11 protein-coding genes are annotated in these 18,962 nt (G+C 33.9%); 8 read left to right on the top strand and 3 right to left on the bottom strand.

Annotation, left to right across the window (positions count from 1 at the left end; genetic code table 11):
- Positions 1 to 122: 122 nt before the first annotated feature.
- The 3 genes from H8707_RS12580 to H8707_RS12570 form a co-directional block, all read right to left on the bottom strand.
- On the bottom strand, positions 123 to 890 hold the full coding sequence (locus tag H8707_RS12580; protein ID WP_262430492.1) for a carbon-nitrogen hydrolase family protein: 768 nt from the start codon (positions 888 to 890) through the stop codon (positions 123 to 125).
- 204 nt (positions 891 to 1,094) lie between these two features.
- Positions 1,095 to 2,159 (bottom strand): aminopeptidase, encoded by a 1,065-nt coding sequence (locus H8707_RS12575; protein ID WP_262430491.1) that lies wholly within the window; start codon positions 2,157 to 2,159, stop codon positions 1,095 to 1,097.
- A gap of 16 nt (positions 2,160 to 2,175) precedes the next feature.
- Positions 2,176 to 3,402: a CD0519/CD1768 family membrane protein gene (locus tag H8707_RS12570; RefSeq protein ID WP_262430490.1), complete on the bottom strand. Its 1,227-nt coding sequence runs from the start codon at positions 3,400 to 3,402 to the stop codon at positions 2,176 to 2,178.
- Positions 3,403 to 3,579: 177 nt separating this feature from the next.
- Between H8707_RS12570 and H8707_RS12565 the strand changes: the two genes are divergently transcribed.
- The 8 genes from H8707_RS12565 to H8707_RS12530 all read left to right on the top strand — a co-directional run bounded on the left by H8707_RS12565 (position 3,580) and on the right by H8707_RS12530 (position 18,898).
- A complete protein-coding gene (locus H8707_RS12565) occupies positions 3,580 to 4,494 on the top strand; it encodes a LysR family transcriptional regulator (protein ID WP_262430489.1) in 915 nt (304 codons plus the stop codon).
- Between the two features lie 118 nt (positions 4,495 to 4,612).
- Entirely contained in the window at positions 4,613 to 6,403 is a 1,791-nt protein-coding gene (locus H8707_RS12560; protein WP_262430488.1) for a 5'-nucleotidase C-terminal domain-containing protein, read from the top strand.
- Positions 6,404 to 7,363: 960 nt separating this feature from the next.
- The gene (locus H8707_RS12555; protein ID WP_262430487.1) at positions 7,364 to 10,450 is read left to right on the top strand and encodes a hybrid sensor histidine kinase/response regulator; all 3,087 of its coding nucleotides are present in this window, start codon (positions 7,364 to 7,366) and stop codon (positions 10,448 to 10,450) included.
- Positions 10,431 to 11,552, top strand: a complete 1,122-nt coding sequence (locus H8707_RS12550) for a response regulator (RefSeq protein WP_262430486.1) — start codon at positions 10,431 to 10,433, stop codon at positions 11,550 to 11,552. Before H8707_RS12555 ends, H8707_RS12550 begins: the two co-directional genes overlap by 20 nt.
- Before the next feature lie 176 nt (positions 11,553 to 11,728).
- Positions 11,729 to 16,594 carry a SpaA isopeptide-forming pilin-related protein gene (locus H8707_RS12545; protein ID WP_262430485.1) on the top strand — a complete coding sequence of 1,622 codons (4,866 nt, stop codon included), beginning with the start codon at positions 11,729 to 11,731 and terminating at the stop codon, positions 16,592 to 16,594.
- 150 nt (positions 16,595 to 16,744) lie between these two features.
- Entirely contained in the window at positions 16,745 to 17,590 is an 846-nt protein-coding gene (locus H8707_RS12540; RefSeq protein ID WP_262430484.1) for a transposase, read from the top strand.
- A gap of 124 nt (positions 17,591 to 17,714) precedes the next feature.
- Positions 17,715 to 18,044 carry an ABC transporter substrate-binding protein gene (locus H8707_RS12535; protein ID WP_262430483.1) on the top strand — a complete coding sequence of 110 codons (330 nt, stop codon included), beginning with the start codon at positions 17,715 to 17,717 and terminating at the stop codon, positions 18,042 to 18,044.
- A 35-nt stretch (positions 18,045 to 18,079) separates the two neighbouring features.
- Complete coding sequence (locus tag H8707_RS12530) at positions 18,080 to 18,898, top strand: ABC transporter substrate-binding protein (protein WP_262430482.1); 819 nt, start codon at positions 18,080 to 18,082, stop codon at positions 18,896 to 18,898.
- The last annotated feature ends 64 nt before the right edge of the window (positions 18,899 to 18,962 follow it).

Raw genomic sequence — 18,962 nt, 5'->3', positions numbered from 1 at the left:
TGATGATTTCATAGACGAAGCTTTATCATATGGAAAGCGAAATTTAAAGCAATCCAAAGAAACTTAAAGCAATTCTATGAAGATATTGTACTATTTTTTCATATTTAGTTTACAGAGCCAATTTAATTTTTAAATTTTGTATATACATCAGGCCTTCTCATTTCTAACCAAGGTAATACTTTTCTATAACTTTCTATTTCCCCTTTCCTTAATGTAACTTCCAAATAATCTTCACCTTTATGTCTAATTTCTTTAACAACTACACCATCTGGACCATATACTCCTGTACTTCCGCAATATTTATTAATGGAACTTCCTCTATTTAATGCCACTGAATAATTTTGGTTTTCTACAGCTCTAATTTTTGCACATAATCTAAATAGTTCACCTGCATTTACATCCCAAGCACTTGAATTAAATATTACTTCTGCACCTTTAAGAGTTAATTCCCTTGATAATTCTGCAAATCCATAGTCTGCACATATTAATAAACCTACTTTCCATCCTTTAAAATTTACCATAACTACATCCTTACCTGCAGTGAAAAACTTTCTCTCTTCTCCCCAAAGATGTATTTTTTTATATTCACCTAGAACTATCCCTTCCTCATCCCAAATACATAATGTATCAAAGTAGTCTCCGTTTTCTTTTTTACTTACACCAGCTAAAATAGCTTGATTATATTTTTTACTTATTTTTGAAAAAAAGTCTAGCTCATCCAGTGAATTTCTTGCTACTTCAAAATCATAGCCACTTATACACAACTCTGGAAAGCATAACAAATCTAAGCCCTTACTAGTTTTATTTTTGACATAGTTTTCTATTTTTATTTTATTCCATTCAATATCACCCTCTTTTACATCTAACTGTACCAAACCAATATTTAACACTAACTCTCACCTCCAAATTTATATATTATAAAAAAATAGTTTACATTAAATATCTAATCTGCTTAGTTTTATAATAATTATTCAAAATAATTTATAGTCTAATTCATTCAATTTAACAACAATAATCTTATCTATTAAGCAGAACCTAAAATGTTTTTGTTGCGCTTTCATTAAGATGCTATCTTTGTAATTCTCTGTATATGATTAATATCCCTGTACACCTAATTTTTTACATAGTTCTCTTGCTTTTTCGTCTAAATAAATGCCTTCTTCTTCAAATACTTTTCCATCAAAGATCATTGTAGGTTTTAGAACTATACCATCTGTATGAGATGCTGCAGTCCAGAATTCACCCATAATAGCAGCACCTTGGCTACCTATTCCAAATTCCATACAACCAAATACTCTTTCATCTTCAACTATTCTTCCTGTTACTTTAGTTACTCCAGGATTAAATCCAAGGGAATAGTGAGCAAGTCTAAACATATTATCATCATTGAAACCATGCAGCCAGTTTTCAAATATCTTGGCTTCAGCTCCACCCTCTACTTTTACAATTTTTCCTTTTTCTAAGTGTAGAGTTATAGGATTATTTAATTTTCCTAGTTCTAGCGGAGGAAAAATTGCTCCATCAAATACTAATGTTCCGTTAATGGTACTTTCAACAGGGCACCAACTTATTTGTCCACCTAGCATTACAGGATATCCTTTTTTAGTTGCAATCTGACCTGAATGTCTAATTTTTCTTCCTCGGTTGTGTGCAACTAGGTTTGTTCCATTAGGGCATTTAATTATTATTTCATCTGTTTGTTCTAAGACGCTTTTCATGTATTCTCCAAGTTCAATCATAGTAGCATAATCTATTCTAGAAATGGTATTGACTAGCATTTCCACATCCATACCTGTCAAACAGATATATCTAGTTCCAAAGTCCATTGCATCTCTAAAAGCCTTTGAATGCATGATATAGGAGTAGGTAAATTCTATCCATACATCGGCTTTTGCAACAGCTGCAGCAATTGGTGCTGGAGGTTGTAGTCCTACTGTTGGTGCTGTTGCATAGTTTATAATGGTTGGAATACCGCCTATTGAATAAACTGCCCCAGCAACTGCATCAATAACCCTTTTATCAGAGGCTGTATCTCCAGATATGACTACGTTTTCTCCAGGTTTAATCAACATTATCTCTTTTGCTAAAGTATATGCACCCTTTTGAAGTTCTAAATTCATATACTCGTTTCTAGTTTCAGTTCCAATATTTAAATCCATTAAAACCCTTCCTTTCTTAAATTAAAGTCATAAATAATTTATAGATCAAATTTGTACTGATGCCAGCAGCAAATCCGCCTATCGTGTGTGATTTGATTGCCTTTCCTGTCAACTCTTGAAAACCTAAACTTTTCATCATTGCAGTATGTGTACTTAAATATCCACTCCAGCACATACAAATTGCAGTAAACACTGCAACATCATTACCTGTTGCAAGTCCTGAACTTACCATTGAAGGTATTAATCCAATAGCAGCGCCAGCAGCTCCAAGTGCAGTAAGAGGTACTGCAATTGCCTGTGAACTAGAAAAACCAAATAGTGGTTTTAATATGAATTCCAATTTTTCTCCTATGAATGGTATTAATCCTACACCTTCATACGCAGCTCCAGTATATTCTCCAAGAGAATTAGGGCCATTAGTAAGCAGCATTACAAAGGTACAGATAATGAGTACTCCTGGTATTATGGAAATTCCCATGGAAACTCCCATATTTCCACCATCCATTAAACAAGATATAATTCTTTGGCCAAGACTACCTTCTCTAATTTTTCTGTACTTCAAAATATCATATGTTTCATCAAAATCTAAATCATCTTGGATAGTTGCCTCTTTACCGTAGATTTTAGTAGTTTCTCTTAACATCAATCTAGTGCTTACAATACTTCCAATAATTGCTCCGATGTTCCCGATGATTACTGGAGTAATCATACTTTCACCATTGGGACCGTTAATACTAGCAATAAATACAGAAACTATTGCTCCCATACCAAAAGATGTACCAATATTGGTTAAAGCAGGCAATTGATATTTCTTATAGTACATTTTAAAATGCTTATTACTAGCTAATGCTAAAATAGCAGGATTATCCGAAAGATAAGAAGATAAGATACCTACTATACTAGCACCAGGTAGTCCATAGATTGGTCCTATCAAAGGAGAGAAGATATGGTTAATGATTGAAACAACACCAAATTCCATTAATAATTCGGAAATGGCACCTGCAAGAACAGCGATAGCCATAATCCGGAAAACTGTTTTCGTTAATAAATCATAGGTCGTATTGATTAAAGTATTGATTAAATTAATGCCACCTATTTTTTGACCTAATAATAGGAAAAAAGATATAAATAATAGGGAAAATATTATACCTTCCAAACTTATGGCATTTTTGTAACCTTTGTTGATAGTATTTTTAATCTTTTTGTATTGTTTATTCTCTGTTTGAATAGTTTTTGTTTTCATATAACCTCCACTCCCTCCACTCCTTATTGAGTTTCAAATAAAAGTGTGTTATTCTAGAATAGATATATTTATCACTATAGTGTTTAATATAAGGTTATTATATTTTATAAAACATGTCTAATAGCAATATTTGATTAATACATTGATAAATTTGATGAATTAATTTGGAGGCCTAATATGAACTTACAACAACTTTATTATTTTATGACAGTAGTAAGACTTAAACATATTACAAAAGCTTCAGAATTACATCATGTTTCACAATCAACCATTAGTACAGCTATCTGCAATCTTGAAGATGAGTTAGGAGTTTCACTTTTAAAGAAAGATGGCCGTGGAATAGAAATCACACAATGTGGGTTGATTTTTGCAAAATATGTGGAGGAAAGCTTATCTTCTCTGGAAAACGGAATCAATCAGATCACTAAGTTCAAAGAAAATCAAGACCTAGTAGTTGAGTTAGCAACAACATTTTCATTGGGATCTAGTACTTTACCATCATTAATTTCATCATTTCAGAATAAACATCCAGAGGTAACTTTAAAAATCCATCAAGGACCTAATAATTACATAATAAAGAGATTAATCAATGAGGATGTAGATTTTGTTTTGGGACGGGTTGCACCTATGGCTAAGGAGACATCAATTTTAGATTATCATCCCATATTTATTGAGGATATTTATGTATTACTGCCAAAATCACATAGGCTAGCAGCTAATAAGAGTATTAAGATAGATGAATTAAGATATGAACCTATCATTGTCTTTGATGAATCAACTGGATTTAAGCAAGAGATAATTGATATATGTGCAAGATATGGATTTTATCCAAATATTGCATATGAGGCTATGGATAATTCTACTGTAGCCGCTTTAGTTGAAGAGGGTTTTGGGATTGCTTTTGTTGCTCAAATGGGATCTATAAATGAAAACAAGATAAAAGTAATTTCAATAGAAGGGGAAAGCGTACAGTCTACAATTTGTCTTGCTTGGAATAATAAGGTTGAAATAACAAAAGGAGCAAAGTATCTAATAGACTTCGTAAAGAGTCAATATCCATCACCAGTGTATCGTGAATGGAAGAGCAATTAGAGATTTGGAACCATTCTTTTATGTGAATTGAATTTATCATTTCCTATGGAAAAAAATAGGTAAATATATTACAATAAGGGTATAGGTTAATTAATTAAATAATATAGGGGGAATGAAGATGAATCTAAGAAACAAACGATTTATTAGCGTCATTTTATCATTTGTACTAGTATTAGGTATAATGATAGTTCCTAGCAGTGTTTTTGCAGCAGAGACGCAAAAACTAACCATTGTACATGTAAATGATGTACATGGCAGACTTAAATTTGATGAAGGGCAAAAAGAAATAGGTTTTGGAAGGTTAAAGACCAAGGTTGATGAATTAAAAGAGGACAACCCAAATGTACTTCTTTTAAATGCGGGAGATACCTTCCATGGCGTAGTAGATGTCAATTTAACCGAAGGTAAAGCTATGGTTGATTTGATGAATGAAGTTGGCTTTGATGCAATGGTACCGGGAAATCACGATTTTAATTATGGATATAAAAGATTATTAGAATTAAAAGACTTGGCTAAATTTCCAATCGTAGGAGCTAATATTTTGAAGGACAAAGACAATAAATCGGATTTTGAGCCATATACAATTAAAGAAATGGAAAATGGATTAAAGGTCGGAATATTTGGGTTAACTACTGAAGAAACAAAATTCAAATCTCATCCGGACAATACTGAAGGAATCAATTTTGGAAAACCGGTAGAGATAGCAAAAGATGTAGTTAAGAAATTGCAAGAAGAAAAGGTAGATGTAATTGTTGCACTGGTTCACTTAGGAAACGAAGGCACTACATTGACCACTTCTAAAGAAATCGCTGAAAATGTTAAAGGTATAGATTTGATAGTTGATGGTCATAGTCATGAAATAGAAAACGAAGTAATAGGAGATGCACTATTAGTTCAAACGGGTAACTACACCAATAATATTGGCGTTGTCAATATCGAAGTAGAAGATGGTAAGATATTAAATAAAGAAGCAAAATTGATTAGTTTCGATGAAGCTAAGGATATCGTTCCTGATCCGAAGATAGAAGAGGAAATAGGGAAAATAGCAGAATTGAATGCGCCTAAGCTAGCTGAAGTAGTAGGAAAATCCAAAGTAGATTTAGATGGTGAAAGAGCTAATGCTAGAACAGGTGAAACAAATTTAGGAAATTTAATTACTGATGCAATGAGAAAATCGACCGGAGCAGATATAGCATTCACAAACGGTGGCGGAATCAGGGCTTCTATACCTGCCGGTGATATTACCTTCGGGAACATAATCACATCATTCCCGTTTACCAATACCTTAGCAGTGATTGAGGTAACTGGTGAAGAATTAACTAAAGCGTTAGAACATGGCGTGGATTTATATCCTGAACAAGCAGGACATTTCCCACATGTTAGCGGTATGACATACAGATTTGATGCTGGGAAACCAGTTGGAGAAAGAATTGTAGAAGTGTTGGTCGATGGAAAACCTTTAGAGCTAGACAAGACATATAAATTAGTTACCAATGATTTTATGGCTGCCGGAGGAGATGACTACACTATGTTTGAAGGAAAGACATTTATAGCTGAAGGCGGTTTATTATCAGATGTATTGATAGATTATGTTAAGGAATTAGGAGAAGTTGCCCCAACTGTAGAAGGAAGAATCGTAGCAATTCCTGCTGAAGTGGAAGCTCCGGCTCCTGAACCAGTACCTACTCCTGAACCAGTTCCGGCACCGGAACCAACTCCTGAACCAATTCCTGAACCAAAACCGGAACCAGTGCCTGTACCAGAAGTTAGAAAATACGTAGTAAAAGCAGGAGACGTGCTTTGGAAGATAGCAAGATCATTTGATACTACTTGGGAAAAATTAGCTGAATTCAATAGTCTTAAGAATCCGCATCTAATCTTCCCTGGACAAGTAATACTAGTACCGTAAATATAGATAACAAAGGATAGACGAAAGAGGAGAGCAATTTGCTCTCCTCTTTTAATATGCATTGTGAATTTGACACACCGAAGGTGTCATTCGTAGGGGTGGATGACCCTATCCGCCCCGCTGGAATCCCATGTTAGTATGTATTATAAAAACAGTAAAGGTCCTTTGCTTTACGCTCAGGATGACATCAGCAGTAATCTCGGGTCAATAAAGTCAGTATAATCAATGCTTGCGTCATTCTGAACGCCAGTGAAGAATCCTATAGAATTTAGAATATCAATAAAATAGAGATCCTTCGCTTTACGCTCAGGATGACTTAAGCAGTGATCCCGGGTCCATAAAGGCAATATAATTAATGCTTGCGTCATTCTGAACGCCAGTGAAGAATCCCATAGAATTTAGAATATCAATAAAATAGAGATCCTTTGCTTTACGCTCAGGATGACTTAAGCAGTGATCCCGGGTCAATAAAGGCAGTATAATCAATGCTTGCGTCATTCTGAACGCCAGTGAAGAATCCTATAGAATTTAGAATATCAATAAAATAGAGATCCTTCGCTTTACACTCAGGATGACTTAAGCAGTAATCCCGGGTCAATAAAGGCAGTATAATCAATGCTCGCGTCATTCTGAACGCCAGTGAAGAATCCCATAGAATTTAGAATATCAATAAAATAGAGATCCTTCGCTTTACGCTCAGGATGACTTAAGCAGTAATCCCGGGTCAATAAAGGCAGTATAATCAATGCTCGCGTCATTCTGAACGTCAGTGAAGAATCCCATAGAATTTAGAATATCAATAAAACCGGAGATCCTTCGATAGTTAAGTTAATCCTGCCCGGCTCACCCTTAGACTACAAAGGGTACACGGCAGGACGACCCAAGGGTCGATTGTGACTTGTGAATTGCCCTTTTATTTGATATAATTATGATAATATCAACTCAATGGGAGTGCAAAAGATGACTTCTTTTAAGGGCAAACTTGATAACAAAAGCATCGTCTTCATAACAATATCTATTGCAATTGTACTTATGTCAGCAATCTATCTTTACAATATCAACTTAACAACTATTCCCAATAAGTGTGAAGCTGTTAGTGGAACATTTGATTTGAGATTATGGGATATGGAAGGGAATATAGACCTTGATGGAGAGTGGGAATTTTATCCCAATGTCTTAATCGATCCCAATGAAGGTAAATTTGAAGACTATAGGGATATAAAAAAGTACGTAAATGTTCCGGGGGCTTGGGAGTCATATCTAAATGAAGATAGATCTACGGACGGCTCTGGGACCTATAGATTGAAAATAATATTGCCGAAAGAGGATAATTATGGTATAAAGACTAGAACTATAAGGGTATCAAGCCATGTATTTATAAATGGCAATGATGTCATAAATATGGGAAGACCATCTCTAGACAGATCATCTTTTATACCCGACAGCAAATATAAGATTGGATTTATCGGAAGTGATAACAATGAACTGGAATTGGTAATCCATATTTCCAGTTATGGATATAGTTCAGGAGGAATAATCAAGCCTATTGAATTTGGCACGTCTCAATCAATAATAAAACGAGATAGACTTGACCGATGGTTTGATGGATTAATCATAAGTGTTTGTTTGGTACTTAGCTTTTATTTTTTTCTGATATATTTTCAAAGACGGAAAGAAACGTATTTAATATATTTTAGCGGGACAAGCTTATTTATGGGTTTGTATTTATCCACTATGAATGAGCAGTTATTGGATTTGTTTATAGATTATGATTATTTAACTCGTATAAGAATTCAGCTGTTTAGCATGATAATGGTTACCATATGTTTTCTTTTCTTCGTTTATTATTTCTTTAAGGAATATAGAAATGAAAAACGGATGAAATCGGTCATAGGACTAATGTGTATCAATCTGTTGCTTATATTAAATAACCCTGCACAGACTCCATCTATTCCTCAGGGAGTAGTACAATTATTGATAATGACAAGTATTTTAATAAGCTATACTTATATAATCTATACACTGACCAAAGCGATATTACATAAAGCTGAATCATCAGGTTATGCATTGATAATAGCTGCCACTTTGACTACCTATTGGCTCACCCTGGCTTTAAAAATATTTTTTGAGTTGGATTTAGGCTATTTATCTGTCGTTTTATTGCTTATTATGATGATAACAGTAGCACTGCTTATGAGCTACAAACTGCAATTAGACTATCAGAAGGCGGACAGCCTTTCAAAAAGACTTGTGGTCTACGATAAGCTAAAAGATGAATTTTTAGCAAGAGCATCCCATGAACTTAGGACGCCTCTGCATGTGATGCTAAACCTTACACAATCATTGATTGAAGGGAAAAAGGGGACTTTAAATTCCAAACAGCAAGAGGATTTATATTTCATAAATAAGGAAGGGAAAAGACTAACTCGTTTAGTTGAGGATTTGCTGGATGCTTCTCAGCTCAATAAGGGAGAAATCAAGTTAAGAATAAGGGCTGTAGAATCCCATAAGATAGTGGAAGAAATCTTAGACGAAATGAGATTAATGATACCTAGTGGCAAAGATTTAAAATTGATAAATGAAATTCCAAATTCATTTCCGAAATTAAAAGCTGATCCTGATAAATTTACTCAAATTATTTACAATTTGGTATATAATGCTATAAAATATACCGATTCAGGAGAAATAAGAGTATCAGCATACCAAAAGGAAGGACAAGCATTTTTCGAGGTAAAAGATACGGGGTCTGGTATAGAGGAAGAAAATATAGGGCAGATATTTGATGCGTTTTATCAGAAAAATGGGGATGACAACAATGGGGGCGGTCTGGGACTGGGATTGACAATTGTTAAGCAGCTTGTTGAAGTCCAAGGGGGTAAGATAGACGTAAAATCGGTTTATGGAAAAGGTTCATGTTTTAGTTTTTCCTTGCCGTTATCCAATGATGAATCAGAAACTGAGATACAGGATGATTTTAAATATTCTATAAAATCTATTGAAGAAAAAGTTTCTCTTAAAAAGGATTTATATAAAAACGATAATAAATATTCTATTTTAATAGTGGATGATGAAGTATCCAATCAAAAAGTTATGGCAGATATTATCCTTGAGATGGGCTTCAATATTATATTTGCTGATAATGGGAATGAGGCATTACAAGTGCTAAAGCGGGACAAGGTGGATTTGGTAGTGCTGGACTTTATGCTGCCGGATATGTCAGGAGCTGAAGTTTGCGGGAGAATACGCGAGAAATATGCCATATCTGAATTACCCATATTGGTATTGACTGCTTCGGGGAGAAATGTAGATTTATTGGATGCTTTTGAGTACGGGGCCAATGATTTTCTAAAAAAACCTGCAGATGCGGATGAATTAAGATCGAGAATATTATCCCTATTGTCGATGAAAACATCGGTTGAAGAAGGTATAAATAAAGAACTTCAGTATTTTTATTCACAAATATCGCCTCATTTTCTCTACAATACGATAAATACCATAATCGGACTAAGCTATAAGGATACGGAACAAACAAGGGCTGCATTAAATAACTTATCCATTTATTTTAGAGGGAAATTGGAATTATATAAAGGGAAAGCTTTGATTCCACTGGAAACTGAATTGGAATTAGTAAAGGCATATTTGGAAATCGAGCAAATGAGATATGGGGATAGATTGAATGTTGATTATGACATAGATGAGGACATAAATGTTATGATTCCTCCGCTGACATTGCAGCCTTTAATTGAAAATTCAATTCGCTATGGATTAGCTAAGAAAAATCATGGAGGAAATATAAAGATTTCTGTGAAGAGTACATCCATGGATTCAGTGTGTATTGAAGTCGAAGATGATGGTGTAGGCATGAGTCAGGAAAAACAAAAAGAGTTATTGGAAGGGAAAAGTCAAAGGTTAGGTTTTAGAAATATAGTTGAAAAATTGAAAATACTTAAAGGTTCTACTATAAGTATAGAAAGCAATGAAAATGAGGGTACGAGAATAACAATTACCATTCCGGAGGCGAAATCTTATGAAAGTTATTCTAGTTGACGATGAACCTTTAGCGTTAGAGACATTGGAGCATATTCTTTCAAAATATGAAGATATAGAAGTTCTAGGAAGCTATACAAATCCCAATGTGGCACTTGAAAAGATAAAAGAGCTGCAGCCTGATGTATTATTTTTAGATATTGAAATGGGTTCTATAAATGGATTGGAAATGGCTCAACTTTTTGCGGAAGAAAAGTTTTCAATTGAAATAGTTTTTATAACTGCTTATTCTAAATATGCGGTAGAAGCCTTTGAAATTAATGCTTTGGATTATTTATTGAAACCGATACAAGAAAAACGGCTCTATAAAACCATAAAAAGACTTGAAGAAACCATTGAAAATAAACATAGTGTTGAAGTTGACACCGATGGGTTTGATAATAGACTTACAATAAAAAGCTTTGGAAATTTTGAAGTAGTTGATAAGTCAAACAACCCTCTAATCTGGCGTACTCAAAAAACTAAGGAATTGTTTGCCTATCTTTGGTGTCAGAAAGGGAGACCGATATCTAAATCACTGATTATGGAAAATATTTTTCCTAATAGGGATATAGATAAGGCAACTACTATACTGCATACAACAGTATATCAGCTTAGGAAAAACTTAGAGAGATTGGGGTTTGCTAAAGGGATAGTTTATTTTAATGAAAGTTATCAGCTCAATGTGCCAATTATAAGCGATCTTGGAGAATTAAATAGGATAATAGATACAAAGACATTAAATGAGGAAGATATAAAGAAAATCTTGAATATCTACAAGGGAGATTTTCTCGAAGAAGAAGGCTATAATTGGGTGATGGGAGTCCAGCAAATATATAAGGATATGGTGTTAAATATATTGGAGGACTTTGCAAAAAGCCAACTTGAGTTAGGTAGATTAGATGAATTTTTGAGAATCTGTCTGGAAGCCATGATAAATATGGACCCCTATAATGAAGATATAGCTAGGTTGATAATCCAATATTATGGAATTCAAAGAAACAAAGCAAGTTTGGAAAAGTTTTATAACGAGTATGTAAAAAACCTATGGTTGGACTTGAACTTACGGCCATCGGAAAGTACAAGGGAAGTGTATAATATATATATAAAAAAAACGGAATAAGAAACGCGGGGAACCCCCTTTTGTTCAGTATTTGTTCAGAAAATTTAGCTATAATAAATAGACTAAATTGTAATGACAAAAAAAGTATTTATAGGTTTAATTATGTATCGGATAGGGTATTAAATCCGCATACGTCAAAAAACTTAAATTAAATAATGAATGAAAGGGGGAATTTTATGAGTATATTAAAAGGTAGGGCAAAATTAAATATTGTTGTGGTTGTTGTACTGGCAATGCTACTTCAATTAGCAGCACCCGTCGTCTCTAGTTTCGCCTTTGCTGAAGAAGCGGAGATGGTAGATGTGGATACACCATCTCAAGGTGAAAATCAGGAAGACGATGGAACAAATGAACCAGATAAAGAAAAATCGAATGGTGATATAGAAGAACCAGAAGGAAAGCCCGCTCCGGTAGAAGATGGAGAGGAAGAAGTAAACGAAGAAGTTCCTGCAGGTAAGGGAGAAGATGAAACAGAATTATCTCCTCTTAGTATAGTTCCTTATGGAGTTGCTGATGAAGGTGAAAAAATTCCTGATGATGAAATTGGAATGAAATTTGTAAAGCTTTCAGTTAAAACGGAAGATGGATATACTGATATAACAGATTCTAATAGTGCTAAAGGTATAGAATTACAATCGGGACAGAAAGTAGAGGTATTTTATCATTTCAATATGGATCTTAAAAAACCATATGAAATTGATTCATATTTTACCTTTCAATTGCCACAGTCGATTATTGCATTTGATGCTAGCGATTTAAGTGGAACTGTAGAGAAAGAAGGGGAACCGAGGTTTAAATACGAAACCAACGAGGAAGGCTTGGTGACTGTAACCTTTTTAGATAAATTAGAACCATCTGAGTATACTTTAAATTTAGATTTTGCTGCTTCATTCGGTAAATTTGGGGGGGATGAAGACTTAGATATAGATTTAGAAATCCCAGTTGCAGGCAGTGAAGATATAACGATTGAGTTGACATTCTTGCCCTCAACTTCTGATGAAAAAATGGAGAAAACAGGGGCTGTAGTATCAAAAGATGGTAAAAAATATATCAATTGGACAGTATGGGTAAATAAAGCTGGCAAAGAATTAAAAAATGCCACTTTAGATGATACTCCGGAAGATGGACATATACTAGTAGAAGGCTCAATTAATATTGAAAAGTATAAGGTAGGATTAAATGGTCTAAGTGATATTCCAATAGAAAATCATATTAACACAATTAAATTTCCTATAGCTTTGGAAGATGGAAAGTTTGCATATAAGGTAACCTATCAAACTGAAGTAACCCGTACTGCATCTTCAGAGACTGAAACATTTAAAAATACTGCGACATTAACAAACGATTCTGATATCGCAACAGCTAATGGGAGAGTAGATATTACCTATGGAACTCCATTGGATAAATCAAATACAGGTGGAGATAAATATAGAGCAAGCTGGGAAGTTAATTATAATTATTTAAGTGCTGCTATCAAAGCAGAGGATGCAAAGATTACTGATGTTTTATTAGGCGCTCATGAAATTGATCCTAGCTCATTGATAGTATATGAAGTTATCATTGATGAAAATGGAAAAGAAGTAGCTGAATCAGCAAGTCTTTTGACGGAAGATACTGACTATATTGCAGAATTTAGTGAAGGCAATAAAAAACTTGTTATTGATTTTTCGAATAGTGCAAAAGACGGAACTGTAACAAAAGCTTTTAAAGTAGTATATGACACGATATCAACAAAAGAGTTTATTATAGAAGGATCAACTGTAACCAATACTGTAACAAGTACAAATAAGAATAGTGACAATCAAGTGTATGAGGCAAATGTAAAACTAGGTTTAGGTGAAGGTATTTTTGGAAAATCCAGAGATTCAATTGATTATGATAAAAAAATGATCACATGGAAACTAACGATTAATGCAGAAAAGGAATTAAAGAATTTTGTTATTGAAGACACCTTTACAAAAATAGAAGAGAGTAGCCATCAAACACTAGTTAAAAATGATGGGAAAACTGGGGTTGAGAAATATTTCACAATCTCCGGATATGATGTCTCTAAAGTGACATTAACAGAACGTAATGAGACTGAGGGTTATAAATTATCATTTGGAGATATTCCAAAAGACACTAAAATTACAATCACTTATAAAACAAGATTTGATATCAAAGATGATGGAAGTGCCTATGCTAAGTATGGAAATAGTGCGAAGTCCATGTGGAATGGGTCAACATCAACAGATAATACAATAACTAAAGGAGCTAGCTATGAACCAAAAGAAACTCCTACAGGGAAAAATGGATATAAGAATGGCAGCTTCAATTACGAAACTCAAAAATTCACTTGGAATATAGCTATTAATATAAATAAACAGAACATTAAAGGTGCTACATTAACAGATACCTTAGGGAAAGGGCATTATATTGCTAAAGAAGGTACCAATCTTAAGGATCTTGTTACAGTAAGAAAATTAAATTTAGGTTTAAACGATACAGGAATGCCTGGTGATAAATTACCAGTAGATAAGTGGAATATAGAACCTAAAGTAACCGATGGTATGATTACTGGTTACACTATTACTTTTAATGATAATTTATCAGATGATGAAAATAATCAAGCCTACTACGTCACTTATGAATCCATGGATATTGATGATATAATAGGACAAGACGATGGTTCAGGAGTTTATACAAACTCAGCCATATTTAAAACAACAAAAGAGTATCCATTTGAGGGGAAAGTAACTGTTAAGAATGCAAATGAGTTAATTAACAAAAATGGAAAACAAAATACAGATGATACAATAACGTGGACAATTGATGTTAATAAGTCCCATTCAAATTTGGGTATCACTACACTAACAGATATACCTTCACCAAATCAAATGCTATTAAAGGATACAATTCAAATCAGAAAATCTATTAAAGATGAAAAGGGAAATACAACATATGGAATTTGGCAGAAGATCAGTTCAGATATGATTAAATTCACCGATGATGGAGGTTTCATCTTGATTTTGGGCGATTTAAAAAATGAAGGGTATCAAGTTGAATACAAAACATTCTTTACAGGCGGTGAAAGCAATACTCTTACAAATACAGCTTCTATTGAATGGGATGGCGTTATAAACGAGGGGGGGAACTCCGATAAGGGTGGTCTAGTTGAATATAAGGATAATTCATCTTCTGGAGATATCTACTCTAAAAAAGGAGCTATCAGGCTTCATAAAATTGGTCATAGTCTAGTAACTGAGGAAGAAGTCAATCTCTCCGGCGTTAAGTTTGCTTTATATAACAAAACTGGTGAATATAAGTTATATGAGGAAGAAACAAATGCAGATGGGATTTTAACCTTTAATGATATTAGATATGGCAGTTATATAATCAAGGAGATAGAAACTCCAAATGGTTATATAGGAATTTCAGCTGAAGGTATATCATTTAGAATGGGAGAAGATACAGATTATTCAATTGACAGTAATGATGATAAAGCTGTGCAAGTAATAAATATAGAGATATACCAAGCTGTTAGAATCAAAAAGATAGGTTCACAAGGTAATGGATTGGTAGGAGCAGAATTTGTTCTATATAATTCGGATAATGAAAAAATCCTTAAGGATAAAGATGGTAATGATATAGGATATATAATTACAGGTGAAGATGGAACTTTTACAGTAAACAATTTACCAGTAGGTAGCTACTACTTCAAAGAGATTACTGCACCTGATTATTATTTATTGCCAACAGGAAATGATGCTAATACAGAAGTATTTGAAATTACAGCTGACCAAACAGAGCTTAAAGAAGTAACAAAGGAGAATACTCGTGGTTCTGGAAAGATTATCATTACAAAAGTTGATTCAATTAATTCTGATATTTTGCTAGAAGGTGTAAAGTTCACTATTAAAAATAGCAAGGATGAGATAGTTGATACTAAATCTACTAATAAAAATGGCATAATTGAATTTACCGATTTACCTTATGACACTTATACTATAGAAGAAACTGAAGCACATGAAGATTATGTATTAGATGTTACTCTAATAGAAATAGTATTGGATAGTGCTGAAGATAATGAAGTAGTGACAAAGGAAGTTGAAAACACAAAGAAAGACCGTTCTGTTAGATTAACCAAATACAATACAGGGAAGACAAGGACTCTTAACGGAGCAATCTTCCAGTTAATGAAGTTCATGGATAATCGTGATGATGAAGAAAACTATATATATGAAGTTATTCCGGGAATGGAAAATCTAACAACAGATAGTAATGGAGTAATCTTCTTAGGAGATTTATTAGTTGGATATTACAAGTTAGTCGAAGTAAAAGCACCATCAGGATATGTGTTAGACAAGAGTCCGATATACTTTGAAATAACTGTAGATCAAAATGAAACTATTGAATTAGAAAAGACCAATAAAAGAACTCCAACCACACCAGATCCAGAAGGCCGTATCAAAATCATAAAAATGGATTATGATACAGATGAACTATTATCAGGAGCAAAGTTCAATATAATTGACTCTAATGGTAAAGTAGTAGATACTATAACTACAAATGACGATGGAGAAGCAGTATCCAATTATCTACCAATAGGTAAATATACTATAGAAGAGATAACTGCACCGGATGGATATATTCTAGAATCAGAAGAAATAGAGATTACAGTTACCGATGGAGTAACAAAAGAGATAGAAGTATATAACGAAGAAGAAGGTCCGGACAAACCACATAAACCAAATAAGCCTAATAAGCCAAACAAACCTACGGATCCGGGAAAACCTGTAGAGCCTGGAAAGCCTGTAGAACCTGGAAAGCCAACAGATCCAAATAGTCCTGAAGGACCAAAAGGTCAAGGGGATGAATTTGAAAATGTTGACGATAAAAACCCAGAAGGTACTACTCAGCCCGGAGAGGACAAAGACAAAGACAATACCGGCAGGCCAACATTGCCAAAGACAGGATATACTATAGAAATAGGCATATTGATGATTGGTTTTGTATTACTATCTATAGGATTGATGTTAAAAATTAAAAAAAATAATTATTAATTAAAAGGGTGAGCTTAAAGCTTGCCCCTTTTCTTTGCAAATAGCTTCCAATTTTGTTAATTTTTTAATTTTTGAAATATTACGAAAAAAAGAAGGATTATATAAATTAATGTCGAATTACTATTATATAGGTGAAACAGGGGAGATAAAATGGGAAGAAAACCTAGAGAAGAATATTATGGTGCCATATATCATATTATCCAAAAGGGAAATGAGAAAAACAATATATTTGATAATGACTCGGAAAAACTTGCACTTCTAAATATAATTGGAGAGACAAAGGAGATATTTGATTTCTACCTTTTGGCATATTGCATAATGGGAGAACGTTATCATCTTGTGATAAAAGCCCACAATATACCCATAAGCAGGATAATGCATAGGATAAATACCCTTTACGCCAAATACTATAATGCTTCAACTAAAAGTACAGGCTCACCCTTTGGAGGCAGATATAAGAGCATAATTGTGGATAGTGAGTATTATTTGTTCAATTTAATCAATTATATCCACAATAAGGTTGTATATGAAGGAAAAGCAAATTCAATGACAGAATATAAATGGAGTAGTGATATCTTCTATAGAATGAATATAGAAGGCGTTGTAGATATAGATTATGCACTGGATATACTGAGTCAGAACAGAGATGTAGCTGTAAAAAATTATATTGAATTAATGAGCATTTACTATGAAGACTATGAAGCGCTAAAACAGGAATTTGAAGAAATGAACACAGTACCTATTACAAATGTAAAGAAGAATCTTCATGGAATCAATGAAGATATTCAAACTAAGAAAAGAGAATTAGAGAAGGCACTAAAGGATATTTGTGAAACGCAGGCTGACTATGATTTGATTAGGTCGGGATCAAGAATGGCATATTTAATGGAGTATAAATCAATGTTTATCGCTAAATGTGTGAAACTAGGGTTTAGTTTATGTGAAATAGGAGATTTTATTAGATTGAGTGAAAGGTCTATTCGTAGATATCTATGACATAACACATTCTTTTATTCATATAAATAGATTATAGAAAATGTATATTTAAGGTGTGAGTTAATGCCTTTTAATATATTATGGTGGAGCTTTTAAAATTCAAAATTAAAAGGAGGAAAATTTTATGAAGAGAAGAATATTGGTATTTTGTTTATCTGCTATTTTGATAGTAGGTATGTTGTCGGGGTGTTCTAATGGAACAGATACAGACACAGGTACAAATACACCTTCAGATTCAAGCTCAGATTCAGATGTCATAAAAATAGGCGTGTTTGAGCCAATGACAGGTGCAAATGCAGCCGGTGGTCAGATGACGGTAGAGGGAATAGAACTGGCTAATGAAAAATTCCCCGAGGTTTTAGGAAAAAAAGTTCAATTGGTAGTTGTTGATAACAAATCGGAAAAAGTTGATGCGGCTAATGCAGCATCTAAATTGATAGAGAAGGATAGGTAGTTGCTATTATAGGAAGTTATGGAAGTTCATTGTCCATGGCTGCGGGAGATATAGTCAAAAATGCTAAAGTTCCGGCAGTAGGTTGTTCACCAACCAATCCTTTGGTTACACTGAACAATGATTATTATTTTAGGGTCTGCTTTATCGATCCGTTCCAAGGGACTGTAATGGCTAATTATGCTTTCAACGAATTGGGAGCGAAAAAAGCAGCAATTATTCAAGACGTGCAAAATGATTATTCTGTAGGGCTTTCAAAATACTTTGTTGATGCTTTCAAAGAGTTGACAGGGGATCCGGACAGTATAGTGGCTACTACTTCATACAACGCAGGAGATCAAGATTTCTCAGCTCAACTTACAAATGTAAGATCATTAAATCCCGATGTCATATTTGCGCCGGGAAACTATGGTGAGTCAGCGTTGCTTATAAAGCAAGCCAGAGATTTAGGGATGGATTTGCCAATCCTTGGCGGAGATACTTGGGAGTCACCGGAATTCTTGTCAATAGGCGGAGATGCTGTTGAGGGCATAGTATTTTCTACCCATTTTACTGCTGAATCGCCTGTTACTCCGGTTTCAGAAGTATTTTTATCAGATTATAGAACAAAGTTCAATAAGGAAGCTAATGCATTTGCAGCTTTAGGCTATGACGCTTATTTGGTAATTCTTAAAGCAATTGAGAGAGCAGATTCTGTAGATCCTGTTAAGATAAGAGATGAGATTGCAAATACAGAGGGATTTGTAGGAGCAACAGGCAATATTACCCTTGATGAAAATGGGGATGCAGTAAAATCTGCAGTTATTAACAAAGTTGAAAATGGGAAATTTGTATATTTAACAACAGTAGAACCATAAAAACAGTTCAAAGAGCAATTCACAAATCACAATTTAAAACCAGTGAAGAGATAAGAATAAAGAG

Origin of the sequence: Paratissierella segnis, from assembly GCF_014385195.1 — a bacterium.
In the GTDB taxonomy this organism is placed as follows: Bacteria; Bacillota; Clostridia; order Tissierellales; family Tissierellaceae; genus Paratissierella; species Paratissierella segnis.
Note: the sequence above shows the minus strand (reverse complement) of the source record. Positions and strands in the feature narration are given on the sequence as shown.